Genomic DNA, 17,988 nt, shown 5'->3' with positions numbered 1-17,988 from the left:
TATAGTCATGTTACTATTTGCAGGCATAGTCATCGTGGCTGGCCTGTCTTTCGGGAAGACCGGCAAAACAATGAAATCTTACTTTGCTGCAGGAGGCGCGGTTCCTTGGCAGATCAGTGGACTGTCTTTATTCATGAGTTTCTTTTCTGCAGGCACATTCGTGGTTTGGGGCTCCATTGCTTATCAATATGGACTGGTTGCTGTCGTCATCCAGCTGACGATGTGTATCGGTGGGGTATTGGTTGGCAAGTTCATTGCTCCTGCATGGCAGAAATCCCATGCCTTGACAGCGGCCGAGTTTGTATCCCGGCGTTTAGGGATTAGTGTACAAAAATTTTACAGTTATCTGATTCTTTTCATTTCCATGATGTATACCGGAGCTTTCTTGTATCCTGTTGCTAAGATTGTTAATGTCTCAACTGGATTTCCTGTCGAATTTTGTGTAATAATTCTAGGACTTCTTATTATTCTTTATACTGTGGTTGGAGGTCTTTGGGGGGCAATGATTACGGATGTAATCCAATTTATAGTACTTACAGCGGCTGTCATTATTGTTGTGCCTTTGGCCTTTGATCGAATTGGAGGAGTTCGCGAGCTATTTATTCAAGCCCCTCCTAATTATTTCTTGCCTGTTACACCAGAATATTCTTGGTTATTCCTGTTGGCATTTGGTATTTATAATGGAATTTTTATAGGCGGAAACTGGGCTTACGTACAGCGCTACACCTCTGTAGAAAGTCCAAAATCTGCGCGGAAGGTAGGTTATCTATTTGCTGCCCTTTATTTTTTCAGTCCCTTTATCTGGATGTTACCTCCCATGATATACAAGATTGTGAATTCAAACCTGGTAGGTTTGGAAGCTGAAGGTGCATATCTGCTCATGTGCAAGGAGGTTTTGCCAAAAGGCTTAATAGGACTTATGTTAGGAGGAATGGTATTCGCTACTGCCAGTTCGGTCAATGCTACTTTAAACCTGGCAGCCGCGGTTTTTACCAATGACTTGTATAAGGTAATACGTTCTAGCAGTAAACCTAAACAGTTGATGTTTGTTGCAAAGACAGCTGTCGTGGTATTTGGTTTATTAACTATCGGTGTAGCTCTACTTGTACCATCGGCGGGAGGTATTGTTGAGGTGGTAATAACTGTAGGAGCCGTGACGGGCTGTTCATTATATGGCCCTCCTATCTGGGCATTATTTTCTAAATATCACTCCGGTAGATCAATCCTGTATTGTACACTTTTGGGGCTTGGTATTAATGTATATCTCAAATTATTACATCCTATTGTGACAGGTTTTTCATTTGACAGAGCAGAGGAGATGCTTGCAGGTGCTATTACCCCATTTGTCTTACTGGGAGGATATGAAATCTGGGCCAAAAGTAAAAAAGAAGTTTCTCCTAGTTATTTGGATTATAAGATGAAACAAAAGGAACAGATTGGTTCGCTCTCCGACGAATCGGAGGACGAAGAAGATACAGAGGCACAAAACCAATATGGCTTGAAGGTTTTGTCTAAGACAATGGCACTTACAGCAGGTATATTTGTTGTATTGGCTCTTGTCGCAGACAAAGGGACTTGGGTTACGTTAATGGTAGGATTGGTTATTGGTCTTGCCTCCTATTCGATTTATCGAAATTTAAAAAAATAATTTTGTAGTGTTTTAATTCTTTATTTGATATAATTGAATATATGAACTTTGATAAAGCCCCCTTTTCGAAATAATTGAAGGTTTCTTATTTTCTAATTTCCCTTATTTTTCGCTTAAATTTAATTATTTACACTGGGAAACCTTACAATAGAGCAATTTAATAACAGAAAAAAATATCTTTAAAAAACTGCTTAACTGATACTACCGATTTTATTTGCAAGTCCAGTATCTCGGACTTCCTCTGTTAATGGAAAGCAATCTATTTTTTCTCTCAATAAAGAGGCTTGATATGTTATTGCTTTCGAGTTTCTCATGAATTTAAGGAAGATCAGAGTTTATTTTCCCAACTATTCTTAATTTTTGTGAGGGAGGAACTTTACCTATTTCGGAATGTAAAAAAGAGGCTTGTATGAGCCTCTCTTCTTATAAACCAATATTGTGTAGATAGATTTAAACAAATTCTAACTCATATGGGTTATTAATACTTTCTTTACCAAAGCGTTTTAGTAGTTCAAATTTGTTTGTGGAATCAATGCGTTCAATTTTTAAGATTTCTTTGACTGCAGGTTGTTTAAGACCGGGAATACGGCTTTGAAAAAACGGCCATAATTCATGATTACGGTAAACCTTATTTAAATTTGAAAAACCAGCAATATGGTTATACTTATCCTTTACTTTTTTAAAATCTTCCGAATACTTGAATTCCCATTCATTTTCATTAAAACGGAGCTCTCCAATAAGGAGCTTCTCGTATTTTAGAAGAAAAACTTCATCACGCTTTGAAATTTGGTGTACTAATGGAGCACTGATCTTATCAAGACTTTTCTTCTTACGGATCAATTTATTAATAATATTCAACATGACGCCTCCTCTCTTAAAATGCTAAATCTTCTTTTAATAATATGTATTATGGTATCAATTCTAATAACACTGAAAATTGATGAAAATTCATCTTTAATCATTGTAATAACTTCTTCTTCTTTTAAAGGACTGCAAAGATCGTTAATTATTTCTAAATATTCACTATTTCTAAAGTTCTTAATAAAAAAGATTAAATCAAAATGATTTATGTTAAAATTCCCTTCGGTACTTATCCTTGGGCATGCCTCCTTGATATATCTTGCAATTTTCTTGCCATTGTTCTTTTCTTGAGCTACATACTTTATCAAATTTTCTTCACTCCAATTCCAAGTGAGGCCTCTTGCAGAATCGTATATAGGCGCAAGGCGGGGTAAGCTACTATTTTTTCTAATAGAAGTAATCACTGCCCAATTATAGAAATGTCTATCATTATTCCCAGCAATTGCATCGAAAGTAATCATTCTAACAATATCTTTGATTATATTCTGATGGCAATGAGGGTATTTATGTTCAATAGCCCCTATTAGAAATTCAAAAGTGAAATTTTCTCTTGATCTTTTTTTGTCATTGGCTATCTCTTGTGCCATTTCCATATCGTTTAAATATTCACCGAATATTTCGGCACCATGGCTCATGACTTCATGTTTTGGATTTAAAAAATATTTGCTCAAGAATCTGATTTGTCCATTGATTTTTAGTAGGCAAACTTCATTCATTTTCAAACCAAGAGTTTGTCCTATTCTGTTTATCATAAATTCAATAACAGATTCTTGTGGATACCACTTTTCACCTGTTTTTGCTATATAAGACTCCCAGCTCTGTTGGTTACATTTCTTGTTGCTCCCACCTTTTTTAAACGAATATACTTTTAAAAATGCCTTTGGTGCGTCCCCGTCTAGTGGCTTGTCTATGACAATATAATCCTTACTTTTAAGAATTGGGATACTTTTCTCATTAATATTCCCCGAATAGCCAGCTGATTCTTCTCGCCTTAAAATATGCTTATAATTTGGCATTATAATTTTTCAAATTTAAAAACTTTGATATGTCTGTTGTTGTAAAACTATTCGACAAGTCTTAATAATTCCATTTTTTAGTTCTTTTTTCATAAAAAAAGAACTAAAAAATGATTGGCTAGTATTTTATTAAAATGCGAGCAACAAATAGGGGAGCTGCCCGCATCTAAAGAGCAAAGTTACTTTTGCTCAATCATTTCAAATATTTTTTTATTCATTTCTGTAACGTTGTTTATTAACGCTAGTATAGCATCATTCTGTTTTTCGTTCACTCCAATGAAAGTATGGAAGGTAGAAGCATTAAGGATGGTTGCGTTTTCAATATCGTTAAATGTATGGCTGGAATTGTGCGAAAGGAACTGCAGTGGATCTTTCTTAAACAATCGAGCTCCTTTCTCAATTAATTCAATAGTAAATTTTCCATTTCCTTTTTCTAGATTTTCATAATCCTCTTTTAGAATTTCCAGCCCCTGCGCTGTTTCTTGCGTAGTTAAACCAGAATTTTGCCTATGTAGATAGAATTCGAAACCTATTCTTTTGTGATCTAATTCTATTGGCTGTATATTTTTTTCTTCCATTATCAATGTGATTATAAATTATTCTTGGACGTTTCAGTATCTTTTTTATCTAATTTTTCTAACAACAACATCATACGTTCATTTAATTTTACGACATTATCAATCAAAAGCAAAATTGATTCATTTTGTTTTTCACTAGTACCATGGAAATTTTGGAAATGTGACGCATTGAGAATAGTCGAATTCGTAATTTGGGAGTAAAACGTATCCGGTGCAGTAGACAATATTAAGAGCGGGTCAATGTTGAAAATCATTGCTATCTTCTTAACAAAATCAATAGTAATTTTTGTTTCTCCACGTTCATATTTGGTATAAGCGGCTTCCTTGATACCTAGTTGTTCGGCTACATCAAAGGCTTTAAGACCAGCAATTTTTCGTTGAATATATATTTTATGTCCTATTTTTTTGTTATCCAATTCTAAAAATGGATGTTTGTCTTCATTTGCCATAAGCTACAAATCTACTCATTCTGGATTATTGAAGTTAAATTGGTAAGTAGTTTTTAGCTACTTTTTACAAGGGTAAATATACTAAAAAAAATAGTAATATTTATCCTTTTTCTTTAATTTTGTGTATAAATAATTGTTGAAAATTGATTTAGAAAATCATCAGTAAAAGTTTACTTGATTTAGTAACTTTGCAGAACTTCAAATAGAAAGAAATGAAGCTTCTGCTTCGAGTCTTGTCCTGGAAATTGGAACCTTCGTATGGAACACGAGATGAGAAGTAAGAACTCCCATGCTACAAGTATGGGGTTCCCTTCTTATGTGTGTTCAAGGGCGTTCCAACCCTCCAGGACCATAGGTTGGGGCTCCATGCTTATAGCAATATACCCACCGAAAAAGACTCGTTTAACCAATAAAACGAGTATGAAAAAACAGTTGTATAAAAATTTAGTCCGTTCTCCGGAGTAGCTCTAGAGGCGAAAAGTCTATACGACTTTTTTAATCGTAAAGAGCGTGACGATCCTAATATATACCTTTGAAACTAACCATTCAAACGCCCTTCGATTTTTTATTAACCTTATTATTTATTTGTGACCTAAGCAAGGCTTAGGAGTAAAACAATGCGTTTGTAAGTATCGAAGAAACTCCTAATCCAAGCAGGTCGCAGCCCTATTAACACCTTTAAAAATGACTCATTTTTACAAGGGTGGGAGTGAACTGCTTATTAGTACGCAATGCTCCTGTCCACAACTAACTAAATCGAACTGCTTAAAATTGTCAATCCTTTTCTGGGCTATTGTAATGTTTTCTATGTTTAGTTTATCGGCTCAGACGCCCCGCAAGGATAGCGGGGCCGATGGGCTATATAATCTGGTACTGCAAGGTACTGTAGTTTCAGCTACAGATGGAAAGCCCTTGCAGGGTGTATTTATTCGTGTCGAGGCCCAGAACCAGCAGACATCATCCAACAAGGATGGTAGTTTTACACTTCCGATCAAACATAGAAACGGGTTAGTGAAATTTACTTACATAGGCTACAAGCCTCTTGAAGTCAAATACTCCGTCGGAGTATCATTAACGATAAAGATGATACCTGTAGAGAATCAATTGGAAGAGGTGGAGGTAGTCTCCACAGGCTACCAAAAGATCCCCAAGGAAAGGGCGACAGGTAGTTTTGAATTCGTCGATAGTAAATTGCTCAATCGTAAAGTTTCCACAGATTTTGTGAGCAGGCTGGAGGATGTGGTGCCTAGCATCTCGAGCACGAAATTCTTTTCAGAAAATAAAGGACGATTGCTCAATATTAATGTTCGCGGAGTGAGTACAATGAATTCCGAAAGCTGGCCCCTAGTCGTTATCGACGGCGTTCCCTATCCCAATAATTTTGATCTGCTCAATGGCAACTTTATGAATATCAATCCCAATGATATCCTAAATGTAACGGTACTGAAGGATGCATCAGCTTCTTCCATCTGGGGTGCACAGTCCGGAAATGGTGTGATCGTCATCACCACAAAACGGGGGAAATATAATCAGCCTTTCCAGATAGATTTTAATTCCAATGTTACCATCGGGGAGAAACCGGATCTATATTATGCCCCACAGATGGAAAGTTCGGATTATATTGATCTGGAGCAATTGCTCTTTGACAAGGGCTATTGGACATCACGTATCAAAAGGTATAACGGCAGTATGACACCTGTAATCCAATTGCTTAAAAAATTCAAAGAAAATAGCATAACATCGGATGAACTGAAAAGTGAACTGGATATGCTGCGCAATGTAGATGTCAGAAAGGACTATCTAACCTATATGTACCGCCCCTCTGTAGCGCAGCAATATAACCTGCAGATGCGCGGCGGTGGGGAGACGCTGAACACTTCGTTCTCCTTCGGCTATGATAAAAATCTGGATAACCTTATTACTTCTTCCTACGATAGGTTTACAGCAAAAAATAATACGCAGGTCAATCCAGTGAAGAACCTGACTATTGACCTCGGACTTACCTATACTGAGTCGCATAACAAACAGAGTTATATCCCGATGGGATATAATATGATGGTGCGCAATTATCCTTACCTGCGGCTCGCAGACGAAAAGGGAAATCCGCTGGAAGTGGATGCCATAGCCCTCAACCCGATATTTAGGGATACAGTAGCGGGTGGAAGATTGCTCAACTGGGATTACTACCCTCTCGACGAGCTCGGTCAGACCCATCAGAATACTTTCGTACGTGAAACTTTTGCCAATGTCTCACTAAATTACCAATTGCTGCCCTCGCTAAAGCTGAGCATGTTATACTCCTATCTGCGAGCCTATCAGCCAACGGAGTCCTGGCGGGGTATCGGATCTGTACAGCAGCGCGAATGGCTCAATTACCATACCGCATGGAACGTGGAGGGGGTGACTTTTCATTATCCCGTTGGGGACTATCTGAATAAGCTTCACCGAACCAATAAATCACAGCAGGGCCGTATACAGATGAATTGGAACAGGGAATGGAAAGGTAAGCACCGCTTAGATGCTATCGCGGGAGCAGAATTCCGCATGGTTTCCAGTGATATGATCTCCTCTGTGTTCTATGGTTATGATCCGGAGTATCTTACCTTTCAACCTGTCGAATACGGTAAAAGAGTACCTTATCTAAATGGAATCGCCGGTTCTACAACCCTGATAGACGCCAGCCAGATTGAGGCCTATGAAAACAGGTATGTCTCTTATTTTTCTAATGCGGCATATGCTTATAAAGATAGATATACCCTCAGCGCAAGCGTCAGGAAGGATGCTTCCAATATTTTTGGCGTAAAGTCCAATGACAAGGGGCAGCCATTCTGGTCCCTTGGGGCCTCATGGCTTTTATCAGCGGAGCAGTTCCTAAAAAATAAAACCATAGACTTGCTCAAGCTCCGCGCTACCTATGGCTATAATGGTAATGTGAATAACAGTGTCGCTGCCTATCCGATCATTTATCTGTCGACATCCCCCCATTATATGACTGGACAGAGCTATGCCAGTATCCAGTCGCCACCAAATCCCAAACTCCGATGGGAGCGCGTGGGCATGTGGAATTTTGGTCTCGACTTTAGCATGCTCAGAAGCCGATTGTCCGGTGCAATAGAATACTATATCAAAAGGCCTAAAGACCTCATCGCTGCAGGTGAAGTTGATCCGACCACGGGCTTTGCATCTCTCACTATCAACAGTGGTAACCTCGACGGTAGGGGAGTGGATGTTATGCTCAATTCGACTAATATCAAAAAGCAGCAGTTCAGCTGGATGACCAATCTGGTTTTCTCCTACAATAGGACTAAGGTGACCAGATCTTATATTAGCAACAATGTGGCGCGGAACTATATAGCAGGGATCGGTGCTTCCTTGGCGACCCCCATCGAGGGTATGGATCTCTATAGCCTGCTGACTTTCCCCTGGGCGGGTCTCGACCCAGCAACAGGTGCACCGCAGGGGATTGTCAAAGGGGAGGTCTCTAAAGATTATGCTGCTATCGTGTACGACTCCAAAATCGAGGATGTGGACAACCATGGAAGTAGGGTTCCCCTGTATTTTGGCTCATTCCGAAATACATTTAACCTGAAAGACTTTGAGCTATCGTTTAATATCGGGTACCAGCTGGGACATAAATTTATTCGGAAATCGTTCGACAATCAATCCTTTATTGATCAGGGAATTGGCCACGCAGATTATGCGCTGCGGTGGCAGAATCCGGGCGATGAGCTCCGGACAGATGTACCTGCGTTCAATTATCCCAACGCATTGTATTCGTCGGATTTCTACCGCGCCTCGTCCGCACTAGTTAGTTCTGCCAGCCAGATCAAATGGAAAGACATCCAACTGAGCTGGCAACTGCCCATGATGGCAAAATTGCCTGTAAAAAATGCAAGGTTGTATGCTTATGTGCAAAATATCTGCACGCTCTGGCGCGCCAATAAATGGGGAGTAGACCCGGATTTTGGAACCAATATTCCATTGCCGCGTACGTATTCCCTAGGTTTTAACTGTAGTTTCTAGACTTATGAAAATTTATCAATTATTATTCATTATGCTTTTCCTCAGCTCTTGCAATGAGTTTTTGGACAAAAAGCCGAATCAAAAAATGGTGGTACCAAAGACCCTTACGCATGCAGATCTACTGCTGAACGATTACTCGACAATGAACACCGTGTATCCGAGCTGGGGTCAGATCGCTTCGGACGATTCCTATCTCAGTACAGCCAATTGGCAATCACTCTCCGATGCGGATGAAAAACAGACTTATATATGGGCAGACGATGACATTATGTCTTCCATGCAGTGGCAAAGTGCCTACAAAGCAATTTATCAGGCCAACCAGGTTCTTAAAATTCTTGCGGATATTGACAGCAAAAGCACGGGTGCAGACTACCGGAGAGTTGAGGGTGGAGCTTATTTCTTTAGGGCTTTTGCGTTTCATCAGCTCGCAGTAGTCTATGCACCGCCTTATGAGTCCGGGAAAGGGGCACAGGCGCTTGGTATACCGCTCAAACTTGATCCTGAACTAGGTGGAGTCTCTTCAAGGGCTAGCTTGGAGGATACCTATAACCGTATTGTAGATGATTATAAGAAGGCGATAACCCTATTGCCTGCTACGGAAACAAAGTTGGGCCGCCCTACAAAAGCGGCTGCTTATGCTGGTCTAGCACGTGTATATCTTGATATGAGCGAGTTTCAACATGCATTTAATTATGCCGGTTCGGCACTCGAGGTCAAAAATTATCTATTGGATTTTAATGATCTTGCCCCCGGTAGCTCGCAGCCCATTTCCCGGTTTAATTCAGAAGTGATCTTTCCGGCTTCCACAACGCTGGCCGGGGCCCTGAGCCAGTATTCCGCACGTGTGGATACAGGATTGTTGGCCCTCTACAATGAGGGGGATCTTCGAAAGATTGTTTTCTTTCAGGCTGCTCCAGAAGGCGATGGTAGCCACCTGTTCAAAGGATCGTACGATGGAAGCGATACTGGTATATTTGTCGGACTGACGACAGGTGAGACCCTGCTGATCCGTGCTGAGGCAGCAGTAAGGCTCGGGAAAATACAGGAAGCATTGAGTTCATTAAATACGCTGTTGAATAAACGCTGGTCCAAGAATTCGTTTTCTCCGATCACAGAAACCAATCCAGATCGCTTGTTAAAAATTATTCTTCAGGAGCGGCGCAAAGAGTTGCCTTTTAGAGGTAGACGGTGGGCCGACCTCAAAAGGTTAAACCTAGATGCCAGTTCCTCGACCACCTTAAAGCGGATAATTGACGGCAGGACATATACACTGGAACCTAATTCACTAAAATACGCGATCAAAATACCCAAAACCGTCATTGACCAGTCGGGGATGATACAAAATCAAAGATAGCCATGAAAAAATATATGATACATATCGCACTTATACTGCTGGGGATGGGTGCTGTCTATGGACAGTCCATTCCTTTACCAGTCTTTCGTAAACAATTGAAAGTAGGCGATAGTTTCCCAACAATTCAAGTTGAAAACTGGCTGTTCGGTACCGGCACAACTAAAAACTTGGACAGTAATGAGAAGGTGGTGCTACTGGATTTTTTTGATACGTACTGCACCGCTTGTATCGCGTCCATGCCCAAACTCAAAAAGATACAGCAGGAGATGTCCGATAAAGTACGGATAGTATTGGTGACCTGGCAGGATAAGGCAACGATAGAACGGTTTTGGAAAAACAACGCATTCATCAGGGAGCATAAGATCGAGCTCCCCCTTATCTATGCCGATACCGTGTTAAAGGGGTATTTTCCGCACCGTGCTATTCCTCATGTCGCCTGGATTTATAAAGGAAAAGTGCAGGCAATTACGCATTCCGATTTCATTTTGGAAAGCAACGTCCGCTCGCTATACAAAAATAAGAAAATTCAGTTGCCCTTGAAAAATGATTTTGACATACGGGAGACGCCGTTGACACCGGCAGCAGATTCCTCCAATGCATTTAGTACAATCATTCGCTTTTCCGGGTACCAGGATGGCAAACCTGCTAGTAATTATTCCAGTCAGTTGGATACGATTACGGGGTATTACAGGACCTCTTTTATCAATCAACCAATTTTCGGGACTTACATCGCGATATGGAGCCGGATAAAAAAGACCTTGTTTTTAAAAACCGATGCCCGGATCAGCTGGCAGGTGTCGGACTCTAGCCGTTATAAAAATTTTGGCGGCTCAGGTACCGGACAGATCTGGCTGGCTCAGAATGGAATCTGTTATGAACGGTTTGACAAAAAACAGGAAACAGATAGCCTGCAGGCCATACGTGTACTGAATGACCTTAACAATTGGCTTAATATCAATGTGCGGTGGACTTCACGCAGCAGGAAGGCCTGGGTGATAGAGGGGAAATATAAACCTGCAAAAGTGGCTCTGGATGGTCTGAATATGGAGGGTACTGGAGTGCTCGCATTTTACTTAGATCTCGCAGGTAAGTACCCTGTTGCTGTAGATCGTGTAAATGTCAAAAAGCAGATCATACTACCAGAATTTAAAAATCTTGTGGAATTGAACCGCCACCTGAAACATTATGGGTTAAAAGTTATAGAAAAAGTTGCCGACATTGAGGTTCTGGAATTCAGTGATAGAAAATAACAGAAGAGGGTCGCCCTGGGCGTCCCTCTATCTATAACAATGTATGCTGTCTTCCTATGAGTCCTTGAGACTTACATTCGTAGAAGCAGACCTGTTGTCCAGGGCAATGATCATTTCGTTTTTCAACGCATCTGTCAACTGTGGCTTATTATTGCTATCGGGTGTAGCTTGCACAGCACAAATATGATCAGTACCCGCACAGGAAGGTTGGCTTCCCTGAATAGTATAGTCATTTGGAACTGTAGGATTACCGCCTGGATTTAATGAAAACCATGCCATAACGACCTCCGTTCTTTAACGATTAAAAACTATCATAATTTACTCCAAATTGGTCACGCCCCATTGCTGGAACGGCTGTGCCGCCTCAAATCTTGAGTCCGCAATCAGCATTTTGTGTTGACTGTACCCCTGCGGGAAATACCGCAAATTTATTCCGAAACCATTTCCTGTTTTTTTCCATGTCTCCTTGATCTTTTAATTTTTCTTCTTTCGTTAATTCAAAGATATACCAGGAATTTTGGCCAAAACGAGGTCATCAGGTGGCCTATAATCACCTTCGTCGCACATATAATTGTTTGGCTCGACGAATAGATCGCACGGACATACGTAATAGTCGAGCTTGCTCGGTTTGACTGAGCGTATTGTAGAGCTGCGGTAGGTGATCCGCGAAATAGAAATAACGATCCGTGGATATAAGCAATGAATCCATTACCCGGAGATGGTCAAGCTGGTATTTTTTCTTATTGACCAAGAGATCAATCAACGTGTCGATAGCTTTTTCCTGATTACGATAGGGGCCTATGGCTTTATATGGGATCTTTAAGACTAGCCCCGATTTTAAACAAACTATATCACCCAAAGCAGGACTTTTGCTAAAAAAATGCATGGTCGTAAAGAATCCCATATGGGGTAGGGCTACGGTCATGATCAGTTGTTCATCCCGATCAGGGCAATAACGCTCTTTGGCCAATATGCCTACTAATACAATGTAGAGCGCGGATTGCATATGCGGCATTTCCGATAGGATCTGACCTCTTTTCATCGGTATAATCTCACCATTTTTCAATAGCCAGCGCTTATGGAAATCTTCAAGGTCGGGATATAATTTTTCCCAATAGCTGTAAAATGTCACAAGCGAATCGTTTCCTGAATAGTATGTTCCCATTTGGTTAAATCGTTATTTTAGTATGGCATAGCATATTCAATAGTAGGCCATTGCTCATAAGGTTTATATATGTTTTCGGTATTCAACTAGGATGAATTTCGAATAAAGTAAATTTAGGTCCTAAGAGGTTCATTCAAAAGGTAATTGTTTTACTTGAGAGTCTGCGTTAAGGTAAATATATTACCTATGTTGAACCTGTTTAATTAATATATTTACAGTCAATTATTTGCTCAGTTATGATTAAGACGAAAAGTAAGCCTAGGTGGTATGATTATGTTATTTGCATTGTTGCCGGTATTTTTGTGGTGGCTATCTGTAATTTTGCGGCCTATATCCCTGCGCTCCGGTCTTTACCCGAGCAGCTTTATGATAAAATGATTGTAGACCGAATTATCTGGTCTCTATCGTCGGCGACTTTTTATGTGTTTTGGCTTTCTGTTGTTATGCTCGTCGTGCAATCAGATTTTAAATATAGACCTCCCCATAATCTGGTATTATGGTCGGTCTTACCTTACACGTTAACCAACTTACTTTTCGGATATGCCATCTTTAATGCAAGACGGAATAGCAGCGCACTGGACGAAGCTTTAGATGTAGTGCCTATGTCGAGGGACGAATCAGAAATCCTGGCCTTTTATCAACAGGCCGATTTAAAATATTACTTATCCGCAGTAATAATTGGCTATTTGGTATTGATCTTCTTCAAAGGATATCAAAAACGAATGCTTGCAATTTTGAGTGCTGAGTCTAAAAATCCAACTAAAAAAACTAGGTCAAAAGATGTTGAAGAAAAAAGGTTATTAGACGAAGCACAAAAGCTTGCCAATACATTTGCTGATACAGACAAAATTAAATCTACTGATCCAGATAGCGAGGTTTTAGATGTGGACTTTTTCGCGTTTATATATGGGGAAGGTTTTGATTATGTTATCATTAACGAAGGTTATGCGATCCCTTTTGTAGCTGATGACGATGAACCAATTGATACTATTTTTGAAGGAATTTTTATACAGATCAACAGCACGCTGTATATTCGTGCTGACCATATTATGTTATTTGATCTGGAAAAGCACTATATTATTATATCTCCTGCCCTCGAAGAGCTGTTTGAAAAGATCAACAGAAAAAGTGTTCAAAGTAAACTTTATTCTTACCGCTGTCAGCATAAGCCTGCAAGCTATTACCAGATAGAACCTACGCTGGTAGACAAAATAAAAAGTACATTCAAAATGGATTAGCAAAAGATTAACCTTTTTAGTTGCTTATCGGTAAAAATTTTACCGTTAGATAAACCGTTTGGTAAAATAACTGTTTCATGTCGAGTTTTATTTTTAATTAATTAAGGTTTGTAATATATTTAAAGTTTATTATTTTAAATAATTAACTTTAGCGTTATCCAATTTATGCAGCCCGATATTGATATACAACTTGCCCTGTTTCAGATTATCGAAGAAAAAATAAAAGATCCTGAACGAACGACAGCGGAAATGATGGAATTGCTTTGCGTCGAAAAACGTTCGCTGCGCAATCGGCAAAGGGGGACTACATATTTGACTGGTCCCGAATTTTACCGGCTTGCCCGCCATTTCGATATCCGTTTGTACGATATCGAACTACAGCTGCAACAGCAAGCCGCAGCAGAAGGCAGACTTGAAAAATCACCGGGCCGGGCACCACAAACTGTATTGTCAATCGACTCCAATTATATGCCCTTATTGCGCCTCGAATTCACCGACCTTCAACAATATATCGACGCGCTGTGCGAGGAAATGGAAATCTTGGCCAGCAAGGATAGTCCCTGGATAAAAATGGTATGCTCCGAAGTGCCGCTATTTCATCTGGTGGGCTTTGAACAACTGGCCTTTTTTAAGATCTTTATGTACTATCATCATATTGTGGACGAAAAACTCACCTTTGAAGAGTTTCTGAGAAAAATAAAGCGCTTTGACTTATCGTCCCGCTTTCGTACCATATTTGAAAACTATGCTGCCATTGACAGTGAAGAAATCTGGGATAGGCATACTTTTGAAAAACTGCTGCGGCTCATTCATGAGTGTAATGTATATGGTAAGTTTGAGCAGCAAAAGACTGTTGAAGGATTGTTGGCGGAGGTCGATGAGCTCGTGAAATACCTCAATCCCATCATTCTGGAAGGTAAAAAAATAAAAGGAGCATGGATCGAACTCTATGATTATGAATCGGTCATGCGCGAGGGGATTACACTGATAGGAGTGGGGAATAAGCCTACAAAAGCATTTTTTACCTTATTTATGCTGCAAAATGTCAGCACCACCCATACGGAAATCCTGTCCTTTCTGAAGCTGGCATTTCACGCAATTTTAAGGCGGTCTAATCTGATAGTCAAAAGCTCAAATAGGCTCAAAAGCACATTTCTCAATTTACTTTCTGAACAGGCTATGCAATACCGAAATAAAATCCTTAAAATTCATGAATAAACGTGATAATGTACCTTGTGCCGGTATGAAAATCTTCAATTATTATAAACCCGATCAATTGGTTTTCCAACAATGGAAGGGGAGGGCGATTGATCCTAAATCCCAATCTATGAATAAATTTATACATTGTGAAGGCTGTTTTGACATTTCTGCGAAGCCAAAAGAATGTCGGCAGCCCTGCTTACACGACGCATTCAGGTATCTTGTTGACAGGATCACGGATTCATCCGAGCAGATTAAAACGTTGATTCTCCGAAAACTGCCCGATCCACCGCTGGTGCTGGTGCATAGCAAAGAAGTATGCCGCTATGTGGGCATTGTTTCAAAAACACTATACCGCTGTGAAAAACAGGGCTTAATACTCCCATTCAAAAAAGACCATACCGGCAAATATTTTTTGCATGCAGATATGGTGGACTTTAAAAAGAAATATCACCACCTCCCGGATTGATTTCCCTAGAATCCGAACTTTCTATTTTCTTCTTTCGTTTTGTTTCGATTTTTTGAACAGCTTTCTTCTTTCAATTTTCGGCACTCATTCAAAGCTTCTTCGCTTCTGCTTCATACCATATTCGCAATCACTGCGATATTCCGCTACATATCCTCCACTAATTCCCTACTAAAAGAGTAGGAAAACAGTAGGGAATAAGTAGACAGGCCGGATAGAAATGCCAAACCTGATACGGGCCAATCCCGAAGCAGGATTGAAGCAACATCGGGATGATGCCTGATGGACAAGGTTACAAAGATCTTTTTGCCCCGGACAGTAAACGGACAATTGTACGCGCTGTGAATCCCTTGGAAAATAGGGCCAGGACAGCGATCGGACTATCCGATTTCCTACCTTGAATTTGCCAATTATCGATTTTATGTTTGTTGCTGTAAAGCATGATATACCGGTATAAATCAAGTTTTTACATGTGTTAAACTTTTAAAAAATAATAACATGGGAACAATTAGAAAAGGTGCAAATGGTGGATTTAGCGGTAAGGCTGGATCCGTAATAGGAGCTAGCTGGAAAAGCATTGATTATATCCGTGGGCTTTCAAAAAAGAGCAACAAGCCCGCAACAGAAGAGCAACTGATACAGCAGGCGCGCTTCTATACCATTGCCAAATTTATTATGCCTATCGCACCTTTTGTGCAGGTAGGTTTTTCGCAGATCAATGCGGATACGATGACGCCGACAAATGCAGCGTTGCAGGCCAATATCAAGACTGCTGTGGTGGGTACGTACCCCAACTTTATGCTTGATTATGCTAAGGTACAAATTTCGCAGGGAAGTCTGCAGCCCGGCGGTAAGGTGAAAGCGGAGGTCGCTGCTGGAATGTTGATGATCAGCTGGACAAATAAGGCGATTGCTATTCAAAAGGGGCAATTGGACGATAATGTTTACATCTTACTCTACCATCCGGAGCTGGACGAATTCCTGACGGCTCCCGAGCCTCCAACGCGGGGCTTGGGAACGGTAGATATCGAACTGCCAGAACACTTTTTAGGCGGTAAAGGACAGCTGTGGCTCTTCTTTGCGGATCGAAAGAACAAGCGAATCAGTCGGACAAACTATTTGGGTGAGTTAGACCTGGTTTAAAAAACGATAGGTTATGGCCGGTACCAGGTACCGGTCATACTATAGTACATTGTGATGATTTAAGCTTGTATAAAAAGGGACTAATAATATATAAAATGAAAATACTAACGAAACAAAAGGAAAGAAGGGCTTTTGTTGCGAATGGAACAGAAACCGTTCGCATGAAATTCACCAAAGCAAGAAAATTTCTCAACCCAGTGAATTATATCCTACAGATGGGTTATACATCGCGAAAGAATAAAAATAGAAAGACGCCTATCGGCAGGGCGATGTCCGCAATATTACAGGGGGCCATGGTCGGTACGTACCCCAATATTGAAGTTGACCCTGCAAAAGCGAAACTGAGTGCTGGCGTGAAGACTCCTCTGAGGGTCTATTCCGTTGAGCGTCTGGGAGCAGCTATTCTGCTCGCTTGGGATCCGGTAACGGACAAGGTCAGATGCGATGAATGGGATGACAGTATTATTCTATGTGCTTATGCTATAATGCATGAACTGGCGGCGATCAATGAAGAACCAGTGCTTCGGCATCAGGGGAAACTACAAATGGAACTACCGGAAGGAATGGAAGAACTGCCGGTACATCTGTACCTGATTGTACATGATAGAGACAAAACCAATTTTTCCAATAGTCAATACTTAGGGCTATTTGAATAGCTGCTAGCCATAGAATTATAGATGAACTTATTTAAATAATCAATGAAAATAATACAAAAACAACTGGCCTCCGATATCGAGGATATCTATTGGCCGCTAACAAATAGACAGCTGCTCGGCATTGTGCTGGCTGGTCTGCTTGTATTTTTTATTTCAGCAGGTCTTTTGCTCCAGGCCATAGATCCGACTACGGGTGTATTGGATATTGGCATATTGTCCGTGCTGCTATTCGGAATTTTGGCGGGGTTGCTCGCAATCTACTGCTGCTACTGGCTGCAAGAAATTCTTTGGCAGCCTTTTAAGTTCTTTCGTCAGGATATTTCTTATCACTTTAATCAATTGACATCATGGCAACAATGTATTCTTTATTTTTCGGTGTTCTTTTTCTCGCTGTTCTTTTTCTTGGCGGTATTGGCAATTCTGCTATAGAGCGAGAAGTGGCAGAAGATCAACCCAGATCTATGGCTATGGGGGCCAGACCTGGGCAGGCGGATCGAACAGAAAATTTTCGCGAAAACATTGTGAATATCGCTGTGCAGGAGATCGGCATCGGTGAAGCCACCGGAAATAATGATGGCAAGCGTGTCGAGGAATACCTTGCTTATACCGGCCTCGGAAAAGGCTATGCTTGGTGTGCGGCATTTGTCTCATGGTGTTACGGCCAGGCTGGACTTCCGGTACCTCGAAATGCTTGGAGCCCGGCCCTATTTCCGATGGCTCGACGCTATAAAAAGGAACAGGTCGAGGAGGATGCTGTCCGACCAGCAGATCTTTTTGCAATCTATAATCATAGGCTCAGGCGTATTGACCATGTGGGCATCGTTCGAAAGATCGAGCGGAACTGGATACTGACCGTGGAGGGAAACGTGGCGGATCGGGTCGTATCCAAGCGACGCGCTGTATCGGCTATTTACGCGTTTTCAAATTGGCTGGATTGAAAG

The 17,988-nt window shown here is 40.8% G+C and carries 17 protein-coding genes; 11 read left to right on the top strand and 6 right to left on the bottom strand.

The genetic code is table 11. The features are described from left to right. The first annotated feature begins 7 nt into the window (after window positions 1–7). Window positions 8–1,648, top strand: coding sequence for a sodium:solute symporter family protein (locus tag DCO56_RS04900; RefSeq protein WP_219929312.1), 1,641 nt, complete (start codon window positions 8–10; stop codon window positions 1,646–1,648). Between the two features lie 450 nt (window positions 1,649–2,098). On the opposite strand, the gene DCO56_RS04895 is transcribed toward DCO56_RS04900, so the two are convergent. From DCO56_RS04895 to DCO56_RS04880, 4 genes are all read right to left on the bottom strand, one after another. Further along, window positions 2,099–2,509 (bottom strand): HipA N-terminal domain-containing protein, encoded by a 411-nt coding sequence (locus DCO56_RS04895; RefSeq protein ID WP_108632584.1) that lies wholly within the window; start codon window positions 2,507–2,509, stop codon window positions 2,099–2,101. After that, window positions 2,503–3,525 (bottom strand): HipA domain-containing protein, encoded by a 1,023-nt coding sequence (locus DCO56_RS04890; protein ID WP_108632583.1) that lies wholly within the window; start codon window positions 3,523–3,525, stop codon window positions 2,503–2,505. Before DCO56_RS04890 ends, DCO56_RS04895 begins: the two co-directional genes overlap by 7 nt. A 179-nt stretch (window positions 3,526–3,704) precedes the next feature. Next, the gene (locus tag DCO56_RS04885) at window positions 3,705–4,103 is read right to left on the bottom strand and encodes a hypothetical protein (protein WP_108632582.1); all 399 of its coding nucleotides are present in this window, start codon (window positions 4,101–4,103) and stop codon (window positions 3,705–3,707) included. A gap of 11 nt (window positions 4,104–4,114) precedes the next feature. Continuing rightward, complete coding sequence (locus DCO56_RS04880; protein ID WP_108632581.1) at window positions 4,115–4,552, bottom strand: helix-turn-helix domain-containing protein; 438 nt, start codon at window positions 4,550–4,552, stop codon at window positions 4,115–4,117. Window positions 4,553–5,359: 807 nt separating this feature from the next. On the opposite strand from DCO56_RS04880, the gene DCO56_RS04875 reads away from it, so the two are divergent. The 3 genes from DCO56_RS04875 to DCO56_RS04865 are packed head-to-tail and all read left to right on the top strand — an operon-like array spanning window position 5,360 to window position 11,179. Beyond that, window positions 5,360–8,575 carry a SusC/RagA family TonB-linked outer membrane protein gene (locus DCO56_RS04875; RefSeq protein ID WP_181390456.1) on the top strand — a complete coding sequence of 1,072 codons (3,216 nt, stop codon included), beginning with the start codon at window positions 5,360–5,362 and terminating at the stop codon, window positions 8,573–8,575. Between the two features lie 4 nt (window positions 8,576–8,579). Then, window positions 8,580–9,929, top strand: coding sequence for a RagB/SusD family nutrient uptake outer membrane protein (locus tag DCO56_RS04870; RefSeq protein ID WP_108632579.1), 1,350 nt, complete (start codon window positions 8,580–8,582; stop codon window positions 9,927–9,929). A 2-nt stretch (window positions 9,930–9,931) separates the two neighbouring features. Then, entirely contained in the window at window positions 9,932–11,179 is a 1,248-nt protein-coding gene (locus DCO56_RS04865; RefSeq protein ID WP_108632578.1) for a TlpA family protein disulfide reductase, read from the top strand. 54 nt (window positions 11,180–11,233) lie between these two features. On the opposite strand, the gene DCO56_RS04860 is transcribed toward DCO56_RS04865, so the two are convergent. Both DCO56_RS04860 and DCO56_RS04855 read right to left on the bottom strand, forming a co-directional pair. Further along, entirely contained in the window at window positions 11,234–11,458 is a 225-nt protein-coding gene (locus tag DCO56_RS04860; protein ID WP_108632577.1) for a hypothetical protein, read from the bottom strand. A 271-nt stretch (window positions 11,459–11,729) separates the two neighbouring features. Beyond that, the gene (locus DCO56_RS04855; RefSeq protein WP_108632576.1) at window positions 11,730–12,344 is read right to left on the bottom strand and encodes a cyclic nucleotide-binding domain-containing protein; all 615 of its coding nucleotides are present in this window, start codon (window positions 12,342–12,344) and stop codon (window positions 11,730–11,732) included. A 236-nt stretch (window positions 12,345–12,580) separates the two neighbouring features. Between DCO56_RS04855 and DCO56_RS04850 the strand changes: the two genes are divergently transcribed. The 7 genes from DCO56_RS04850 (at window position 12,581) to DCO56_RS04820 (ending at window position 17,985) form a co-directional block, all read left to right on the top strand. Beyond that, window positions 12,581–13,582 (top strand): hypothetical protein, encoded by a 1,002-nt coding sequence (locus tag DCO56_RS04850; protein WP_108632575.1) that lies wholly within the window; start codon window positions 12,581–12,583, stop codon window positions 13,580–13,582. Between the two features lie 165 nt (window positions 13,583–13,747). After that, window positions 13,748–14,800, top strand: coding sequence for a hypothetical protein (locus DCO56_RS04845; RefSeq protein ID WP_108632574.1), 1,053 nt, complete (start codon window positions 13,748–13,750; stop codon window positions 14,798–14,800). Continuing rightward, window positions 14,793–15,251, top strand: coding sequence for a hypothetical protein (locus DCO56_RS04840; protein ID WP_108632573.1), 459 nt, complete (start codon window positions 14,793–14,795; stop codon window positions 15,249–15,251). The genes DCO56_RS04845 and DCO56_RS04840 overlap by 8 nt, the downstream gene beginning before the upstream one ends. A gap of 495 nt (window positions 15,252–15,746) precedes the next feature. Beyond that, on the top strand, window positions 15,747–16,391 hold the full coding sequence (locus tag DCO56_RS04835) for a DUF6266 family protein (protein ID WP_108632572.1): 645 nt from the start codon (window positions 15,747–15,749) through the stop codon (window positions 16,389–16,391). Between the two features lie 95 nt (window positions 16,392–16,486). Beyond that, window positions 16,487–17,047, top strand: a complete 561-nt coding sequence (locus DCO56_RS04830) for a DUF6266 family protein (protein WP_108632571.1) — start codon at window positions 16,487–16,489, stop codon at window positions 17,045–17,047. A gap of 42 nt (window positions 17,048–17,089) precedes the next feature. Beyond that, the gene (locus DCO56_RS04825; RefSeq protein ID WP_108632570.1) at window positions 17,090–17,476 is read left to right on the top strand and encodes a hypothetical protein; all 387 of its coding nucleotides are present in this window, start codon (window positions 17,090–17,092) and stop codon (window positions 17,474–17,476) included. After that, complete coding sequence (locus DCO56_RS04820; protein WP_108632569.1) at window positions 17,395–17,985, top strand: CHAP domain-containing protein; 591 nt, start codon at window positions 17,395–17,397, stop codon at window positions 17,983–17,985. The genes DCO56_RS04825 and DCO56_RS04820 overlap by 82 nt, the downstream gene beginning before the upstream one ends. The last annotated feature ends 3 nt before the right edge of the window (window positions 17,986–17,988 follow it).

This window comes from Sphingobacterium athyrii (assembly GCF_003071065.1).
In the GTDB taxonomy this organism is placed as follows: domain Bacteria; phylum Bacteroidota; class Bacteroidia; order Sphingobacteriales; family Sphingobacteriaceae; genus Sphingobacterium; species Sphingobacterium athyrii.
This window is presented reverse-complemented; position numbering and strand designations above follow the sequence as displayed.

Bases quoted from the DNA above. Each gene is read 5' to 3' on its own strand.
- DCO56_RS04840 (WP_108632573.1), top strand. From the start codon at position 14,793: ATGAATAAACGTGATAATGTACCTTGTGCCGGTATGAAAATCTTCAAT.
- DCO56_RS04865 (WP_108632578.1), top strand. From the start codon at position 9,932: ATGAAAAAATATATGATACATATCGCACTTATACTGCTGGGGATGGGT.
- DCO56_RS04855 (WP_108632576.1), bottom strand. From the start codon at position 12,344: ATGGGAACATACTATTCAGGAAACGATTCGCTTGTGACATTTTACAGC.
- DCO56_RS04860 (WP_108632577.1), bottom strand. From the start codon at position 11,458: ATGGCATGGTTTTCATTAAATCCAGGCGGTAATCCTACAGTTCCAAAT.
- DCO56_RS04880 (WP_108632581.1), bottom strand. From the start codon at position 4,552: ATGGCAAATGAAGACAAACATCCATTTTTAGAATTGGATAACAAAAAA.
- DCO56_RS04900 (WP_219929312.1), top strand. From the start codon at position 8: ATGTTACTATTTGCAGGCATAGTCATCGTGGCTGGCCTGTCTTTCGGG.
- DCO56_RS04875 (WP_181390456.1), top strand. From the start codon at position 5,360: ATGTTTAGTTTATCGGCTCAGACGCCCCGCAAGGATAGCGGGGCCGAT.
- DCO56_RS04885 (WP_108632582.1), bottom strand. From the start codon at position 4,103: ATGGAAGAAAAAAATATACAGCCAATAGAATTAGATCACAAAAGAATA.
- DCO56_RS04890 (WP_108632583.1), bottom strand. From the start codon at position 3,525: ATGCCAAATTATAAGCATATTTTAAGGCGAGAAGAATCAGCTGGCTAT.
- DCO56_RS04825 (WP_108632570.1), top strand. From the start codon at position 17,090: ATGAAAATAATACAAAAACAACTGGCCTCCGATATCGAGGATATCTAT.
- DCO56_RS04850 (WP_108632575.1), top strand. From the start codon at position 12,581: ATGATTAAGACGAAAAGTAAGCCTAGGTGGTATGATTATGTTATTTGC.
- DCO56_RS04845 (WP_108632574.1), top strand. From the start codon at position 13,748: ATGCAGCCCGATATTGATATACAACTTGCCCTGTTTCAGATTATCGAA.
- DCO56_RS04835 (WP_108632572.1), top strand. From the start codon at position 15,747: ATGGGAACAATTAGAAAAGGTGCAAATGGTGGATTTAGCGGTAAGGCT.
- DCO56_RS04830 (WP_108632571.1), top strand. From the start codon at position 16,487: ATGAAAATACTAACGAAACAAAAGGAAAGAAGGGCTTTTGTTGCGAAT.
- DCO56_RS04820 (WP_108632569.1), top strand. From the start codon at position 17,395: ATGGCAACAATGTATTCTTTATTTTTCGGTGTTCTTTTTCTCGCTGTT.
- DCO56_RS04895 (WP_108632584.1), bottom strand. From the start codon at position 2,509: ATGTTGAATATTATTAATAAATTGATCCGTAAGAAGAAAAGTCTTGAT.
- DCO56_RS04870 (WP_108632579.1), top strand. From the start codon at position 8,580: ATGAAAATTTATCAATTATTATTCATTATGCTTTTCCTCAGCTCTTGC.